This is a genomic window from Luteolibacter sp. LG18 (genome assembly GCF_036322585.1).
Lineage (GTDB): Bacteria > Verrucomicrobiota > Verrucomicrobiia > Verrucomicrobiales > Akkermansiaceae > Luteolibacter.
Genome location: NZ_AP024600.1, coordinates 5,374,283 through 5,391,351 on the forward strand (window position 1 = coordinate 5,374,283; position 17,069 = coordinate 5,391,351).

The window sequence follows — 17,069 nt, forward strand, 5'->3', positions numbered from 1 at the left end:
CATCGGAGGAACGTCCCGTTGCTTCGTCTCAAAGCACCCGCCCCTCGCGGATCACCTGCCGGTACCACTCGAAGCTTTGTTTGGGCGTGCGCTTCTGGGTCGCGAAATCCACGTGAACCATGCCGAACCGCCGCGCGTAGCCGTATGACCATTCGAAATTGTCGAGCAGGCTCCACTGGAAGTAGCCTTTCAGCGGATAACCTTCGGCCACCGCACGGCTTGCCTGCCGGAGGTAGGACCGCAAGTAGAGCACGCGATCGAGATCGACCACCTCTCCACCACTGGAAACTTGGTCGTCGGAGGCGCAGCCGTTCTCGGAGATGACCAAAGGAAGGTCCTTCTTTCCGATCGCCTCTCCGATCAGGCGGATCGCCCAATACATGGATTCGGGCACGAGGTTGAGCCAGGGCATCTGCATCTTCGGGTAGCTTTCGGGCATTCCCAGGATCTCATAGCCACGGGAGTTTTCCGCCGCCCGCGTGTATTGGCCGGTGTAGAGGTTGATCCCCAGCACATCCAAAGGCTGGCCGATGATCTCCATGTCCCTCGCGGCAATCTCGGGCGCTTCCGACCCCAGGGTTTCAAGCACTCCCGGGCCATATTCCCCGGTGAGAGCCGGCACCAGGACGGTTCCGTTGTGCTCCTCCGCCAGGAAGGCCTTCTTCGCCGCCGCGATGTTCCCGGGTGTCTCGATCACCGGCACGTAGGTGTCGCAATTCACCACCAGCGCGACCTTGCAGGGCACAGGCGAGGCCGCGCGGATCGCCTGGCACCCCAGGCCGTGGGCCAGCAGCGCGTGGTGGACGGTCTGCTGCACCTCCTTCTTCCGCTTGACCACCGTCCCTGGCGCGTGCTGCGGAGTGCCTCCGACTCCATATCCCATGTAGGTGAAGCAGAAGATCTCGTTGATGGTCATCCAATCCGTGATCCGATCGCCAAGCCGCGAGACCACGGCCGAGCAGTAGTCGGCGAAATCCTTCGCCATTTCCCGGCTGCGCCAGGATCCGTATCGATCCTCCAATGCCTGCGGACTGTCCCAATGGAAGAGCGTCGCATGGGGCCGGATCCCGTGGTCCCGCAGCGTGTCCACCAGGCGCTTGTAGAAGTCGATGCCCTTGTCGTTCACCGCACCGCGGCCGTCGGGCACAATGCGGGGCCAGGAAATACTGAACCGGTAGTGCTTCACGCCGAGATCCGCCATCAGCTTCACGTCTCCGGCGAAGCGCCGGTAGTGATCGCAGGCGACATCACCGGTGTCTCCGCCCTTCACCCGGCCGTCGACCCTGGAAAACGTATCCCACACGCTCGGTTTGCGCCCGTCGTCGGAAGCGGCGCCTTCGATTTGAAAAGCCGAGGTCGCGACCCCCCATTGGAAATCCGGGGGAAAATCGGAGACATTCGGCCGGAGCGCCGTTCCTGCGGACGTGGCTGAAGCCCCTTCACCGGAGCCAGCAGCCAACGAATCGAGAGCCAGCGAGCCAAACCCCAGGGAACCGAGGAACCCGCGGCGGGTAAAAGACGGATGCGTCATAGAAAAGAAAACAAGAGGGCTGAGGAAACTCCAAATCCTTCGGATCGGTCAGAACCTGGATCAAGGAGCTGCGGTGGCTTTGACACGGAGGAAGCCCTTCGCCCCCCGTGACAGGGGGCCGTCAAGCCAGCCATCGAGCCGGAAGGTCCGATACGTCCATCCCGAGTGGAGCGTCGGCATCTCCGGCTCTCCGGAGAGCGCGGGAATGATTTCGTAGACGCTCTGGTCGAAAGTCACCAGATCGTTCGATCCTCCGATCTCATAGGCGATCCCGTCGCTCGCCACGGTGGCGGTCGCCGGGGCGGCACCGGTGAACGACGCGCCATTGCGAACCGGCAGAGTGACGACCAATGCCCGGTCCCCTCCCACCTGTTCGATGCGGGTGCGCATCTTGCCGGTGGCCTTTCCCTCCTCCGGGTTGCCGTCGAGGGCGAACTCCTCGATGTTGGTGGCTCCGTCATGATCCGGATCGGCACCCTTCCCGGCATCGCTCCCACTGAGAGCCGCGAACTGGGAAATCCACTGGAGATAAGGATCGGGAACGACCACCAGAAAGCCGCTCCCGGTGATTTCGGCGCGTTCAAACTGGGCACCCGAACCCTGGGCCCCATAGATTCCCGCCGCCATCGATTGGGCACCGATCTTCAGCCCAGCCACCTGGTCCGTCGCGGAGTATAAAAGATCCAATGTCGCGCCGGCGGCAATCTCGACGGAGGATCGGTCATTGAGGGTCGGAGTCTGCAACCTTAGCACACCCTCCAGAACCCGGGTCGATCCGGTGTAGGTGTTGGCTCCCCTCAGCAGAAGCGGCCCGGCACCGCTCTTGGTCAGTGAACCGGAGCCGCCAACAGCAGACGTAACGTCGAGCAAAGCGGGGGATTTGTTGCACCAGATCTGATTCGCTCCGAGAATGATTCCGCCCGTGGCGATCGTCAGCCCGCTGGCCGCCCCATCCAGCCAGATACCCCCCTCTCCAATCGTCAGGCTCTGGGCCCCGCCGATCACCACCAGTCCCGTCCCCGCGGTGACCACCACGGATTTCACATGCTGGTTCGCCCCGATCACGTTCGACAGGTTGGCGGCCCCGCTGGCAGCGAAAGCGATACCGGCGGAGCCATCGGTGGGCAGCGCTCCACCGGGGACCGAGCCATCCATGCTCGTGGTCCAGTTGAGCGAAGTCCATTGCTCGTCCACATCGCCCTTCCAAAAGAAGTTCGAGACGGGACTGGCCGTGGTGGTGAAGTTATCGACGTAGAACACGGCCTCCGTCGAAGTGGAGCCACCATTGCCATAACCGAATCTCAGGACGATCTGGCCCCAATTCCCGCTGGCCATCGCAGAGGCTTGGGACGGGGTGAGCGGAAAGGACAGCGTTTGCGGGGAGCCGTCCACCGCCACCGTGCGGGTCGCCAATCCGGTCCACCCGACGTTCTCGCCCTGGATGATGACCTCCACCTCGGGATTCGCCCACCATGAAGTGTAGCCCGGATTCGGATAGAAGACATCCAACCGGAGCTCCGTGGCGTTGGTGAAAAGAGCCTGGCGTTGCCCGGGGGACAAATTGACCGTCGTGCCGACGTTCCACCACATGCCGCTCATCGGCTGGGTAACCGCGAGGGACTTGACTCCTTCGGTCGCGCCGGTCGTGGAGGTCGCCACGGAGTTTGGCGAATCCGCGGACCACCCTTCGGTGCCGGACTCCCAGGTGAAAAGAGGAGCCGCGGAACCAATGGAGGCCGCGCACGCCGCGGCGAGGAAACAGATCGAAGCCTTGGACTTCATGGGTATTTTCGGGGGTTAGGACGATTGGGTTTTTCGCGAGGAATCGGGTTCATCCGACGCGGCGGGGCGCGTGATGAATGCCGGGAAAGCAGGTCTCGACACACGGAGTGACGACCGGTCTTCCAAATGTGGCTTATCCGGTATGGGAACACAGAGTTCCGGGGCGGTCCACGTCGCCAAGGAGTGGTTTTTATCCCCCCCGATCAGGGGATGCCCGCCCGCGTTCGAAGGGACCTCAAGGAAGAGATCTCCCGGATCACACGTCTCCCATTGACGCGGACGGGCCGGGCATGCGGGGATGGGGATGGAGCCTTGACCCGGACGCAGGCGGAGGCACCACCGTGATTCTCGCCCGGTTCCGCGAACTCGCCGACCCTCACCAGCCACATCCGAAGACCGACGGCTGGAAACAAACCGTTTTCGCATACATCAATGCGAATCCTCACACCTTCCGGCAGAATGCCATTCTAGCCATCCCCACACCGGTTCCAGCCGAATTCGAGCCGGCATTGATGAAAGCCCTGGAAGACCCGGACTGGGGCGTCCTGCGCTCCGCCTGCGAGGTGGCGGGAAAGTCAGGACGCACGGCATTCATCCGGCCGCTCTGCCGCATCGTGGAAACCACCCATGAAACCTTCGTCCAATCCGCCGCGAGCTCCTCCGCCCAAGCCCTCGGAGCGCGGGTGGAATTGTGGGAAGCCTGGTGCGAAGTGATCACCGATCAGGACTTCATGTCCGAGGCCCTGACGCAACTGGCCCTTGGGCCCCTCCATCTGCCCTCGAAATCCAGCAGTGGAAACAGCAACTTCACCCGCGAGCAACGGTTCGCCATCCGCAATGCCTGGCGCAAGTTCGTCCGGAATCGCCTAGGGCGAACGGCTGCCCACCGACGATCTCACCGTATCCCCTGCCCTGACAGGTTCTGATTTCGATGCCACCGATCCCGCCATCCGCTTTTCCCTTCCCGATGGAAAGTCGTGGCCCCGCTCTCCTGTCGGACGTGAGGCCAGCCATTGACTCTTAGAAGGAGAAGGCCTCGTTGGGGAACTTGCCCACATTCAAACGCTCTATCGGGAATTGAAAGCTCTATGCCGCCGAAGGAAACTCCGGCGGATCGTCAGTTCGCGATTGCCATGTCAATCGACCAATCCCTCATCGGACGACCACGATCTCACCAGGCCGGGTATCCCTTTCGATCATCGCGCCGTCTTTCGGATTCAGGAGCCGCAGTTTGCCACCTACCGTGGATTCGACACTCAAGCGGACCACCTCCCCTCCCTTTTGCTCCGCACTGACCAGGAATCCACCCTGTGCGCGTAGTTTGGCGAAGGCCGCATCCTGGTCTTTCGGCCATGCGGGGAATACCCGAATGACATCGCCCACGCTTTGCAACAGAAGCTCGCCCGTCAGCCCGGCGAAAGCCCAGCTCTCCGCTACATACGAACCATGGCCGGGCCACTTGGCGAAAAGACCGTTCGGCGTCAGCAATTTTGAAAAATACTCCCTCGATGCGGTATAGGCTTCCGGCATCGAGAACCGTGCACGTGCTACATTGACCATGATGTGTGCGTTGTCGTCGCGATATTTGATCCAACGTAACGTCCGTTCGAAGCGTTCCTTTTCCGCGACCGGCGAGAACCAGGTGATCTGGTCGGCGGGAAAGACCGGCACGGTGGGTGACGCGACATTGTGCTGCTTCACTGCATCCGCATCCGCGCCCCTCCAGTTGGCAATGATGGTGCCCTCCGGAATCGAGGTGCTCTCGTAGTCCGGCACACGGGCCAACTGATTACCCCAACGCTTCGCCAGCTTGGCATCACGACCAAGCAAACGGGCCGCTTCCGAGGCCGTGGTGAGAAGAAACCTGAAATAGGCTATGTCCACCGGGTTGTTGAACGAACCGAACGAACCATGCTCGGGATTGTAACTGGGGCCGAGTTCTCCGGCGCGGCACTGTTCCAGCACGTTGGCGTAGAACTCCGCACCATCCCGCAACAGTGGATACACCGATTCCAGGTATCGTCGATCCGGTGAGTATTTGTATCGCAACCACAGGTTTTGAAGCCCCCAGCCGGTGCAGCCCAGAGTATAGGTCCAAGGCACGTAGCAGATCTGCCGGGCATTATGGCTCTTGGCCGCCTCGGGCCGGACCAGATGCTCCGGCCCGAACAGATTGAGAGGAAGGAACAAACCTTCAACACCATAGGTTTCCTTCGCCAGCCACCGGCCACGCGGCGCGTAAGACTCGAGAAAACGCACGTAGGGCTCCATTTCGTCCACATGATTGGAGACGAACATGGGCCAGAACGTCTGCTCGAAATTATAATTGAGCGTGGGTGCACCGTGCCAACCGGTCTTATCGCTGGCGAGCCCCGCGAACAAGGTCACCGGCATGGCTGTGCCCGCCCTACAGAAGCAACGCATGTAATAGAGGTTCCGATACCACGCGTCCTGGAAAAATCGATCGCCCAACTTGACGCCCGAAGCAGACCAAAATTTCGTCCATACTTCTTCATGGTTTAAGATCAAATCTCCTGCCAAAGCTTCGCGGGCCGAGCCGATGGCCTTCTCAAGCACGGGACCCTTCACATCGAATGACGTCACCATCGATACAGCCTTCCGGTTGCCATGGGTCGCCACCGCCAGGGCGTATTCCATTCCCATGTAGTCCACGTCCCCCGGCATCGTCATGTGCAGCCACCTCACGCCATCGGTCTCACCGGACTTCGCCAGCGGCAGTTGTTCAGCTTTCACTTCCTCCAACAAGACGGGGTCCGGAGTATCGATGAGGATGACGTTGCGGTCGGCCAAAACGCGCACCTGGGTGCCATCGACGGTGGCGACCGCCCGGCGCAGGTCGAGGCGGGCATTGGCCACGCAGCGTCCGGGTACCGGAGTCCCGATCGTGATCACCGCCGCACAACGGGGTTGGGGATAAGGATGATTCGACCAGCTCGGCACCTTGTTGGTCCCACCGGTCCAAGTGCGCTCCCGGAGATCCACCTTCAGAAGCGGTGGATCTCCTGAAGTGTCGATCCGGGCATCCCACAGATCATTTTTCGAAACCCGGAGGCAAGGCACCCCGCCACGATCCCACAAGAGCGCATTCAGATCTCCATTGCCCAGCGGCAGAGCCTGAGTCGCGATGTCATCGAATCTGTCCTGCACCACCGCGGCGTCATCAAGGACTTCGGGAAACGGCAAGGGTTCCGCGGTCAACAAGGCCGCGGTGGCCATGAGGCAGGTGAGGGTGGATAGCCAATGGATCATCGCTGGGGAAATTGGTGTATTCTCCAGATACGCACGCTTTCCCGCCCACGATCTCCCCATCCGGTTTCCGTGGTTAACACGACGTCCCTTTCCCGGGAAATCGAGTGGGACGGCTCCACCTTTCAACCTGAACAAAAACCAGCCCGCATCTATCCCATGGCTTCTGCAGGAGCTAGTTAATTGGCTGTAGCGTGGACTTCGGCAAGACCAGCAAGTCGCTGGGGGCAAACCGCGGCGTTCACGCCGAGCTTGATGATGACCAGCACGGAGCCGTCCTTCTGAAGTTTGGTTTCATATTCCACCCGCACGGTGGTGCGGCCCTTGCGACGGAACTCCACGGAGTTTAAGATACCCATCACCTAAATGTCCCGCCGGGAATAGTGAGTTCCCGGCGGGACATTTTCCCACGGTCGCGCCAGCGACCCTCCCGGAATCGAGAGCGTGTTGGGACTCCCCCCGGAACCCTCAGCCCCCAATTCAAGCCCAGAAAATCACAGCATCATTTCATTTCAAGGCACTTTGCATTTATCGACATCCAAACCTTTCATCGTGAAGTCATTACCTCTTGGAAAGAAGCCGGGCAGCGACAGCGCTCTGGCGAACGGCAGCTTCCCCTAAAAAGCCTCGTAGGCGAACATGGACATGCTTGCGTCGGTTTTCCATCCCACCGCGGCCCCACCGAGATAAAAAAGAATAGGCCCCCGCCGGAGCTTCCTCCGGCGGGGTGGCGGGATTCGTTGGAGATGGGAGAATTTTGGCCGATCTATGGCTGCTGCAGCACGTAGTCGATCAACTGGAGCGTCGGCTTCGGCAGCACCAGCACGTTGATCTCCTTGCACGTCGCCGAGGTGGAACCGCGGCGCTCTTCCACGCCGAGCTTGGTGATGACCAGCGCCGAACCGTCCTTCTGCGGCTTGGTTTCATACTGCACCACGGCGGTGGTGCTGCCTTTGCGGCGGAACTGCACGAAGTTGAAGATCCCGATGCCCATGTCCCGCACGGAGTGGTTCGGCGGAGCTTCGCAGCAGTACTGCAGGGCCACCACTTGGTCGAGCGGGTCGGTCACGATGTAGAGCCGGTTGAAGGTCACGCCGGTCATCCCGACCGGGAAGTCGAACGAACCATCGTAGGAGTGGTAGTAGAAGCTCTTCTTCGGGAAGCCGGGCATGCCAACCGGCACCCGGGCCTTGGCGGGCTTGAGCCCTTTCAACTGCGGCACCGCATCCACGAAGGTCGGCAAGGCCGTAAGGTAGGGCTGCGAGAGGATCGTGCTGCCGCTGCCGAAATCGGACTGGGCGTGAGGAGGCAGCTTCCACGTTCCCACCCCCGCCATCACCGGGCGCAGGACGGTGGCAAGGTCCTCGGAGGCGGTCTTGTATTCCTTGTTGTCCGCCCAGCCGGGATCGAGGCTAATGCGGGCGTAGTCCGCCGGATGTTGCAGGAAGTTCTTCCGCACCTCAGCCAACCGGGTGGACTCGCCTTCGATCAAAGGCGTGAGGGCGGGCGCGGCTCGGCCCAAGCGACTGGCAGCAGACTGAGGATGACGAGGAAGGAGGAGAAACGGATCATGGTGAAATGAGGGTGAGAATGAAATGCGGCCACCGCGGGCCGCGGACAGGCAACGGAGCTTCGTGACACACCAGCGACGGGGACCGTCAGGTCGGCGGAGCCATGCCGAAGAACTGCCACAGCGGAATCCAATCGGCCGCCCTTCATGCCACACCAAGTCGGGAGGGCAGTAGCAGGCCGCCTTGCAACATGGAGCCGACTTGGTCGGTGGTGAATGGCCCCGCCTGCTTGCCGTCCTTGCCGATGAAGAGGCTCGGAAGGTGATTGGCTTGCGGCGGCACGCATACCGGAGGAGCAACCGCCACCGGGAACGGCGGCGGTTGCGCTGGCTGGGGTGGAGCGGCAGTAACCCGGCGAGCGGCTGTCCGGCGGGAGGGCTTGGTCAGCGCCCACGGAGTCACCACCAAGCGCCCCCTTCATGAACTGCGCAAGGAGGTCGGCGGCTTCGTTGTCACGCCGACATCCGCACCACCGCCGCCCACAACCGCGACAGGAAGCGGAAAGCCCTGGATCCCGTGGAATGATTGATCTCGTTTCAGCCTACCCATCTTGCCCCTTTTCCGTATTTGGCAATGTGGCGATAGAGGTCCGCGGCAGGCCCTACCGGAGACGTCGAAATGATTCGGGAGCACCAGGTGGATTATACCACTGGAAATCGACGCACGCCGAACATCCGAAGACCCTTTGAATTTCCTGTTTCCCAAACAGTTTCCATTTCCAAAAGGCCCGCCATTGAGATAACTGCAAGATTGATCACCCCATCTGTTGTCCATTGAAGCCCAGCGTCCATTTTTTCCGCTATTTCGGAGAAATCCTGCTCTGCATCGCTCTGGCCGAGTTTGCAGTCATGCTGCTCCTGCCGTTGTTGTTTCCATCGATCGACGGAGTGGCGGAGGCGATGCTTGATACTGTGCTGCTCACGCTTCTTGCCGGGCCCCTGATCGTCTGGCGGGCACGGGCCACGCGGGCACCATTCGAGGCGGAATCGCCCACCCTCTCCTCCAGGGGTTTGGAAATCACCTCCATCTCGATCCTGATCGTGGGCGCGGCCCTGACCTTCACCGGAGCCTATTTCACCCATCGGCATTACCATGAGGTCGCCCGGCTTCGTTACGAGGCGATGACGGACAAGGTGGTGTCGGAGCTGGCCAGAAAGATGACTCTTCCGGTTTACGGATTGAAGGGTGCGCGGGGAGTATACGCCGCGAGCCAATCGGTGGAACGGCGGGAGTTCAAGGCCTACGTCGCCTCCCGCGATCTGGAGCGCGAGTTTCCCGGAGTGCTGGGTTTCGGGTTCATCGAGAAAGTCCGGCGTGACCATCTGGCGGACTTCATCGCGGCCGAGCGGGCAGACCATGCTCCGGATTTCGAGGTGAGGACGGCGGGCAGCGCCCCCGATCTTTACGTGATCAAATTCGTCGATCCGCTGGAGACCAACCGGAATGCCTGGGGATACGACATCGGCTCGGAGCCGATCCGGCGCGAGGCAGCCGAACAGGCAGCAGCTTCCGGCCAGCCGACCCTGACCCACCACGTCCGCCTGCAGCAGTCGGATCATCCCGAATGCGGCTTCCTGTGGCTCGTGCCGGTCTATCGGAATGGAGAGGACACCACCACCCCCGGAGCCCGCCTGGCGGCGCTCCAGGGTTTCGTTTACGCTCCGGTGGTGCTGGAGAAGGTCTGCCAGAACCTTCTCGCGGAAACCGCCGGGATGGTGGACGTGGAGATCTACGAGGGTGACCAGCTGACCTCCGCGAACCGGCTGCTGGATGCCGATGGCATCCCGGTCACCGGAGAGGATGCACCGGGGGACCGCCCTCATGGAGGCCGCCCATTCTACAATGTGAAGACCCTCGACATCGGCGGACGCAGATGGACCTGCGCGATGACCGCCACCGGAACATTCGACCTGTCCGGCGAAGTCGGAGGACCGTTGGTCGTGACCATCGGCGGCCTGATGGTCACGGCGTCCACGTTCTTTCTCGTGCGGACACTCGGGGCCAGGCGGTTCGAAGCCGTTCGGCTGGCGGAAAGGATGACCGAGGACTTGCGCCGGGCGACCCGGGAAGCGGAGTCCGCGAGCCGCGCGAAGAGCGAGTTCCTGGCCGTGATGAGCCATGAAATCCGCACCCCCATGAACGGCGTGATCGGCATGACTTCCATGTTGATGGATTCCTCGCTCGCTCCCCAGCAGCGGGAATACACGGAGATCATCCGTTCCAGTGGAGAAACATTGCTGGCATTGATCAACGACATCCTCGATTTCTCCAAGATCGAATCCGGCCGACTGGATCTGGAACAGGCCCCATTCAGCATCTCCCCTTGCGTGGAAAGCACCTTGGACATGCTCGCCATGACCGCCGGCAACAAGGGAGTCGACCTGCTATACGAAATCCAGGACAGCGTGCCGCGGGAGGTCCGCGGGGACATCACCCGCTTCCGCCAGATCCTCATCAACCTGGTCAGCAACGCACTCAAGTTCACGGAGAAAGGAGAGGTGGTGATCGCCGTCTCCGCCCGCCACCTGGTCGGCTCCATGAAGGAGATCCACGTGTCGGTCCGGGATACCGGCATCGGGATCTCACCACAGGCACACAGCCGCCTCTTCCAGCCCTTCACCCAGGTGGACGCCTCCACGACCCGCAAATACGGCGGCACCGGCCTGGGCCTGGCCATCAGCAAACGTCTGGCCACCCTGATGGGAGGCGACTTGTGGCTGGATAGCGAAGTCGGCAAGGGCTCCACGTTCCATTTCACGGTGCGCTGCGAGGCCGTTTCCGCGAAGCCGAAGCGCCCGACATCCCTGGCTCAGCTCAATCTCAAGGACCGGCGGCTCCTGTTCGTGGACGACAATCCGACCAACCTCCGGATCCTTGGGAACCTCGCTGCCAAATGGGGCATGCCGGCGGAAGCCGCCGAGTCCGGTGCCGCCGCTCTGGAGAAAGCCGCCACCTCCTCCTTCGACTTCGCGATCCTCGACATGCACATGCCGGAAATGGACGGCATCACGCTCGCCCGGGAGCTGCGGGCCCGCTTGAAGGACTCCTGCCCTTCCCTGATCCTGCTGTCCTCTTGGGGGGATCTTTCCCCGGAGGAAACCGATGGCTTGTTCGACGCGGTGCTCACCAAGCCTGCCAGACCGAGCACGATCTTTGACACGCTGGTCCGGATCTCGAGCGAAGACTGCCCCACTGCAATCGAATCTCCCGCCCCCGGCACGGCCGCGCCGCCCCATGAAGGTCCCTTGATCGGCGGCATCCTTCTGGCAGAGGACAACGCCATCAACCAGCGCGTCGCCCGCTTCCTGCTAGGGCACATCGGCTACCAGGCAGACGTGGCCGCCAATGGGCTGGAGGTCCTGGATGCCCTGGAGCGCCAAACCTATGAGGTGGTCTTGATGGACGTGCAGATGCCGGAGATGGACGGCTTGGAAGCCACTCGCCGGATCCGCCAAGCCACCGGAAGCAAGGCCGGCCAGCCTTGGATCATCGCCTTGACCGCGAATGCATCCGACGAAGACCGGGAGCGCTGCCTGCAGGCCGGCATGAACGATTACCTGAGCAAGCCGCTGGTCAAGGAGGCGCTGCTCGTGGCCCTCGAACGTGCCTTCTCCCGCCCCACCACCGGAACACAATCCTCCTTTCCCTAAATCCCTTGAACTATCTCTTTTACGATGACAGCCCGGTCTTCGGAGGCCACGAAGTGATGACTCTCCTCGGCGTGGAAGCCTTGCTCGCACGCCCCGGTGCCCGGGTCCAGTTCATGGCCTCCGCGGACAATGCCACGCTGCTGGAGAAACTCCGCTCGATGGCCACGCGGCATCCCGAACTGGAGATCCACGTGATGCAGCGGACATCCACCAAGCTGGAAGCCCTCCGCAACCGGCTCGCCCCCTCCCGTGTGGCCGGGCTCGCCGCCGAACTCGCCGCGCATCACCCCGATCTGGTGGTGGCGGTGCAGGGAAACATCGAGCACTCCTCGTTATCCCTGCTGGCGGCACGGCGGGCGGGACTGAGATCCGCGAGCTATATCCCCGTGCCCCACTCGAACGCTGAGATGGGCGCTAAGCTCGGCTGGCTGCGGGACCGCTTCACCTCCGGCCTGTTCCAGGCGGCCGATCACTTCGTCACCATCACCGATGAGATGGGCGCGAAGCTGCGCGCCCGCGGAGCCACCTGCCCGATCACCGTCGTTTACAACGGCGTGGACACCACCCGGTTCATCTCCCGGCCAGCGGCCGAATGCCGGGGAAAACTCGGCCTGCCGGGAGACCGCGTGTTGATTGGCATGGTCGGGCGTATCGAGTTCCGCCAGAAGCAGCAGCACCTTCTCCTCGATGCCATCGCCTCGGAACCCGCCCTGAGGAATGCGTGCCACCTCGTTTTCGCCGGTGGCGGTCCCGATCAAGAGGAACTCGCCACGCGAGCGGGCAACCACGGAATGGCCGACACGGTGACCATCCTACCTTGGTGCGATCCCGCGGATCTCTACCCGGCGCTCCATGCGCTGGTGATCCCCTCCCGCTATGAAGGCCTTCCTCTGGTCATGCTGGAGGCGCTCTGCTGCGGCACCACCGTGCTCGGCAGTGACCGGGATGGAATGAAGGACGTGCTTCCCGCCTCCCGCCGCTTTCCTCCCGGCGGCCCCCGTCCGCTTGCCACAGCCCTGCGCCGCTTCCTGGACGATGGAGCCCCCGCGGCGGAACCGGCCCTGACGGCGCGGGTCAGGGACACCATGAATCTCCCCGCGTTTTCGCATGCCTTCCGCCGCGCCATGGAGAAAGCCGCCGCGCAGCCGAGATCGGACCTTGCCACACCGGAAACGGAATCATATCTTTAACCAAACTGAAGCAATCAGAGCCGATCGCACCGGAGTTCCTCCGACCGCATGAACCCCACCGCCCACAACGCCTCCCGAAATTCATCCCGAGAGGACCGGGCGGGGCGCGGCGGCGGCTTCAAATTCCCCCTGCCTTTCGACCCCGTCCGGCTGCTCGCCGGAGCACTGGCGGGATGGCCATGGATGGCCGGATGCGGGCTGGCGGGACTCATCGCGGGAGCCACCGCCGGGATGGCCCTCAACAAGCCCTCCTTCACCACCTCCGCCTCCCTGCTCAAACGCAAGGTGCCGCAAACGGTGCAAGCCAGCGAAACCGGACAGTCCTACCGGCCGGCCGATTTGAACGACGCCACCCTCTTGGCCACCCTCTTGGCGGCCGACCCACTGGAGAAAGCAGTCGCCAGGACAGGCAACGGTCTGGATGCCAAGGCCGTCCGGAAAATGGTGGAAGCGTCCCAACAAAAGGGCACCGACATCTACTATGTCACCTATCATTCGCCGCTGAGCGCGGCGGACGCGGAGAAGTTCACCCGAATCTGGTCGGAAGAAATCGAGGAATACACCAAACGCCTCCAGCAATCCGACGCGCGCGCCGTCCGTTCCATCCTCCAGAACCAGGTGGCGGACATGGAAAAGGGACTGACCGGGATCAACCGGCAGATCATGGATTTCGCACGGGAGAAGCAGTACTTCGGCACGGACACCCAGCTCACGGCCACCCTCAACCGGGTGGGCCAGACCACCCTGGAGCTGGAAAACGCCAAGGCGAGTCTCTCGGCAAAGGACGACCAGATCACGGCCCTCACCGCCGAACTCCGACGTCAGAGCCCGATCGAATTCCAATTGAAGGATGCCCGCGAGGAGCTCGCGAAGCTGAGGGCAACCTACACGGACGAGAACCCGCTGGTGAAGGCCAAGCTCCAGGGAATCGCCTATCTGGAAAGCAAGCTGAAGGAGTTCGAGGAACAAGGCCCCGCCTCCCTCGAGTCCTATACCGGCACTCCGCTGGGCAACCAGTTGTTCCTCGACATCCTCTCGCTCCAGAACCAGCGCACCGAGTTCCTTGGGAAGATCAAGTCCTACACCGAGCTGCTCCGCACCGAGGAAGAACGGCTGAAGGAGTTTCCGGCCATCGTCAGCGGTTACCGTGAACTGGACAAATCCCGGGAAAGCATGATGGCCTCCCTCACCCTGCTGAGCAACCGGCTCAAGGAGACGGAAATCTTCGCCTCTTCCGCACCGGGTTACTGGGTTTTGTTCGAAGGACCCGAGAACCACCCGGCGGCACCGGCTTCGAAGCTCAAGGGACCGGCCCTGCTGGGAATTGCCGGCCTGGCGGTGGGAACGGGAGGAGCATTCGCCCTTCTCCTGCTGTGGAGCCTGCGTGACTGCCGCCGGAGCGTGCTCGAGTGCTGCTCCGCGACGAATGCCCCGCTGCTATTGGAATTCCATCCTGACACCCCTTCCGAGGCGGTTTTCGACCTCCTGTGGCTCGGCAGTCTCTCGGCGAAGATCACGGAACAAACGCCGATCCTATGCTGGACCGCCCTCGTTTCCCCGGAAGACGAGCGGACGTTCTGGAAACATCTGGCGATGGCTGCCAAGCGGGATGGCAGCACCCTGCCGGAAGTCGTCGATCTGAGCCCGGACGGCCTGTGGGAAACCACCCCACCGGACGGCCTCCGGTGGACTCGGACGCCCTCCACCGGTGCCCTTCTCCATCGCGCCTCCTCCTTGCCTCCCGTACCGGAGCGTCCGGTGCTCGCAGGGATCCAATTCACCTTCGCCCTCGCCAGCGGGGAGTCCCCGATCCTTGGCCGCGCCCAGACTCTCCATGAACTCACGGCGGCCTATCTGCCGCCGATCGATGGCACCATCGCCTCCGTGCGCTCTCCGGATGGCTGGACTCGCCGGGCAGGTGATCAGGTTTCCCGGTTCCTCGCCCGTCACTTCAGCCGCCCATCCACCCCGCCTCCCCAGCCCACCACACCATGAAACGGAGCCTTGCGATCCTGTTCCTGACCGGGTGCTGCGCCATCGCCCAGGAAAACCCCACCCCCGGAAACCACGCCCCGGCCTCGGGAACCTCGTGGAGGAAACGCTACGAACTGGGCCCCGGGGACGTTCTGAACTTCAGCCTCTACGGCCGCCCCGAACTCAGCCGCAAGGGCCTCCGGATCGCGCCGGACGGCACCGTCAGCTACCTGCAGGCCCAGGGAGTGAAGCTCTCCGGATTGACCATCGACGAGGCCCGCCTCGCCATCGAGGGCAAGCTCGGAGACCATTTCAAAAACCCACGCGTGATCCTCACTCCGGAGGAAGTGGGCAGCAAGCGCTTCACTATCCTCGGCAAGGTCATCAACAAGGGCGTGTACACCCTCGAACGCCCGATCACGCTGGTGGAAGCGGTGGCCAATGCGGGTGGGATGGAAACCGGATTGTTCGAACAGAACACCATCGAGCTGGCGGACCTCGACCGCTCATTTCTCTCCCGCAATGGAAAACCGCTGGAGGTGAACTTCCGGCGGCTCTTCCTGGAAGGAGACATGCGTCAGAACGTGGAGATCGAGCCCGGGGATTTCGTCTTCATCGCCTCGAACATCACCAATGAATACTACGTCCTCGGCTCGGTGAAGACCCCGGGCCGCCAGGGCTTCTCGCCCGGAGCCACCGTGGCCACGGCGATCACCAGGCGGGACGGATTCTCGGACAAGGCTTGGCTCGACCGCATCCTGGTGGTGCGGGGCAGCCTCCAGAAACCGGAGGTCCACGTGGTGGATCTCAAGAAGATCCTCGCCGCCGAGGAGAAGGATTTCCCCCTTCAACCCCGTGACATCATCTACGTGTCGGACAAGCCGTGGAGCAAGGCCGAGCAGATCCTGGGGCTGGCCACCGAGGCCTTCATCTCCAGTGCCACGGCCAGTTGGGTGAACCTGAACGTGAATCCCGCGTCGAAGACCAATTCCTCCTCTCCATGAACGGCGCATCCCTCCTGCGGATCGCGCGGCCGCCCGTCGTGATGCTGGCGGCCTGCGTCCTCGCATCCTGCCAGCTCAAGATCCCGCGCAGCCAATTCGACGCGCGCAAGCCAACCGGCAACCTCGCCTCGCCGGCCTTCGAGTCCGTGCACCGCCAGAGCCGGATTGATCCAACGTGGCTCAAGCCACCGGCGGAAGCCTATCGGCTGGGTCCGGGGGACCTCGTGGAGATCGAGGTCGCGGAGGTGTCCGGCACGCTCGCCCGCACCTTCGTGATGCCGGATGGCATGGTCTACTATGATCTGGCCGGCGGGGTGAAAGCCGAGGGCCTCACCCAGCAGGAACTCGCGGAGAGCCTCAAAGCCGCGCTGAAAAAGGATTACGCCGATCCGCTGGTGAACGTCAGTCTGGTGGAGGTCAAATCCCGCCGCTACTGGATCCTCGGCCGGGTCTTCAAGCCAGGCATCTTCCCGCTCCGGCAGCCGACCACCCTTCTGGAAGCCGTCTCGAATTCCGGAGGTCTCTTTACCTCCCGTTTCTCCGGCACCACCGAGGAACTGGCGGACCTCGGCCACAGCGTGGTGATCCGGGACGGCAAGGTGCTGCCGGTGGACTTCGAACGCCTGATCCACAAGGGCGAGACCTCCCAGAACATCTATCTCCGCCACAATGACTTCATCTACATCCCCTCCTCCCAGAACGGCGGCGTGCTGTTGCTGGGGGCGGTGAAGGTGCCACAATCCGTGGGCTTCAAGGACCACCTTTCCCTGGTGGAGTGCCTGGCCACCGGGCGCGGGCCATCGGAGGGAGCTTATCTCAAGAAGGTGGTGATCGTGCGCGGCTCCACCACCCAGCCGAAGGCCGCCACGGTGGACGTGCAGGACATCCTCACCGGAAAGGCCACCGATGTGGCACTGATGCCGGGAGATATCGTATGGGTGCCACGTAGCCCGTTCGGACTGCTTTCGGAGGGGGTCGAGCTGGTACTGCGGGACGCCGCACGGACCATCGCCGCGAACGAGGGGGCGACGCTCGTCGGCTCCGACCAACGCTCCCAGATCACCCTCCCCATAGGCGGCACGACCTCAGCGCCCCCATAA

Annotated in this window: 11 protein-coding genes; 6 read left to right on the plus strand and 5 right to left on the minus strand. The window is 62.6% G+C overall.

Going from position 1 to position 17,069, the window contains the following annotated elements; all coding sequences use genetic code 11:
* Nucleotides 1–28 precede the first annotated feature (28 nt).
* Both llg_RS21365 and llg_RS21370 read right to left on the minus strand, forming a co-directional pair.
* Nucleotides 29–1,531 (minus strand): GH1 family beta-glucosidase, encoded by a 1,503-nt coding sequence (locus llg_RS21365; protein WP_338287091.1) that lies wholly within the window; start codon nucleotides 1,529–1,531, stop codon nucleotides 29–31.
* A 60-nt stretch (nucleotides 1,532–1,591) separates the two neighbouring features.
* A complete protein-coding gene (locus llg_RS21370) occupies nucleotides 1,592–3,313 on the minus strand; it encodes an autotransporter-associated beta strand repeat-containing protein (protein ID WP_338287092.1) in 1,722 nt (573 codons plus the stop codon).
* 341 nt (nucleotides 3,314–3,654) lie between these two features.
* On the opposite strand from llg_RS21370, the gene llg_RS21375 reads away from it, so the two are divergent.
* Nucleotides 3,655–4,239, plus strand: coding sequence for a HEAT repeat domain-containing protein (locus llg_RS21375; protein ID WP_338287093.1), 585 nt, complete (start codon nucleotides 3,655–3,657; stop codon nucleotides 4,237–4,239).
* A 226-nt stretch (nucleotides 4,240–4,465) separates the two neighbouring features.
* Here the strand turns inward: llg_RS21375 and llg_RS21380 are convergent, their stop codons facing one another.
* The 3 genes from llg_RS21380 to llg_RS21390 form a co-directional block, all read right to left on the minus strand.
* Nucleotides 4,466–6,550, minus strand: coding sequence for a hypothetical protein (locus llg_RS21380; protein WP_338287094.1), 2,085 nt, complete (start codon nucleotides 6,548–6,550; stop codon nucleotides 4,466–4,468).
* 209 nt (nucleotides 6,551–6,759) lie between these two features.
* The gene (locus llg_RS21385; protein ID WP_338287095.1) at nucleotides 6,760–6,921 is read right to left on the minus strand and encodes a hypothetical protein; all 162 of its coding nucleotides are present in this window, start codon (nucleotides 6,919–6,921) and stop codon (nucleotides 6,760–6,762) included.
* A 425-nt stretch (nucleotides 6,922–7,346) separates the two neighbouring features.
* Complete coding sequence (locus llg_RS21390; RefSeq protein ID WP_338287097.1) at nucleotides 7,347–8,102, minus strand: hypothetical protein; 756 nt, start codon at nucleotides 8,100–8,102, stop codon at nucleotides 7,347–7,349.
* An 897-nt stretch (nucleotides 8,103–8,999) separates the two neighbouring features.
* On the opposite strand from llg_RS21390, the gene llg_RS21395 reads away from it, so the two are divergent.
* Genes llg_RS21395 through llg_RS21415 form a run of 5 tightly spaced genes read left to right on the plus strand, consistent with a single transcriptional unit; the run spans nucleotide 9,000 to nucleotide 17,069 of the window.
* Entirely contained in the window at nucleotides 9,000–11,801 is a 2,802-nt protein-coding gene (locus llg_RS21395) for a CHASE domain-containing protein (protein WP_338287098.1), read from the plus strand.
* Between the two features lie 5 nt (nucleotides 11,802–11,806).
* Entirely contained in the window at nucleotides 11,807–12,991 is a 1,185-nt protein-coding gene (locus tag llg_RS21400; protein ID WP_338287099.1) for a glycosyltransferase family 4 protein, read from the plus strand.
* A gap of 48 nt (nucleotides 12,992–13,039) precedes the next feature.
* Complete coding sequence (locus llg_RS21405; RefSeq protein WP_338287100.1) at nucleotides 13,040–14,986, plus strand: hypothetical protein; 1,947 nt, start codon at nucleotides 13,040–13,042, stop codon at nucleotides 14,984–14,986.
* Nucleotides 14,983–15,969: a polysaccharide biosynthesis/export family protein gene (locus tag llg_RS21410; protein ID WP_338287101.1), complete on the plus strand. Its 987-nt coding sequence runs from the start codon at nucleotides 14,983–14,985 to the stop codon at nucleotides 15,967–15,969. Before llg_RS21405 ends, llg_RS21410 begins: the two co-directional genes overlap by 4 nt.
* A complete protein-coding gene (locus llg_RS21415; RefSeq protein ID WP_338287102.1) occupies nucleotides 15,966–17,069 on the plus strand; it encodes a polysaccharide biosynthesis/export family protein in 1,104 nt (367 codons plus the stop codon). Before llg_RS21410 ends, llg_RS21415 begins: the two co-directional genes overlap by 4 nt.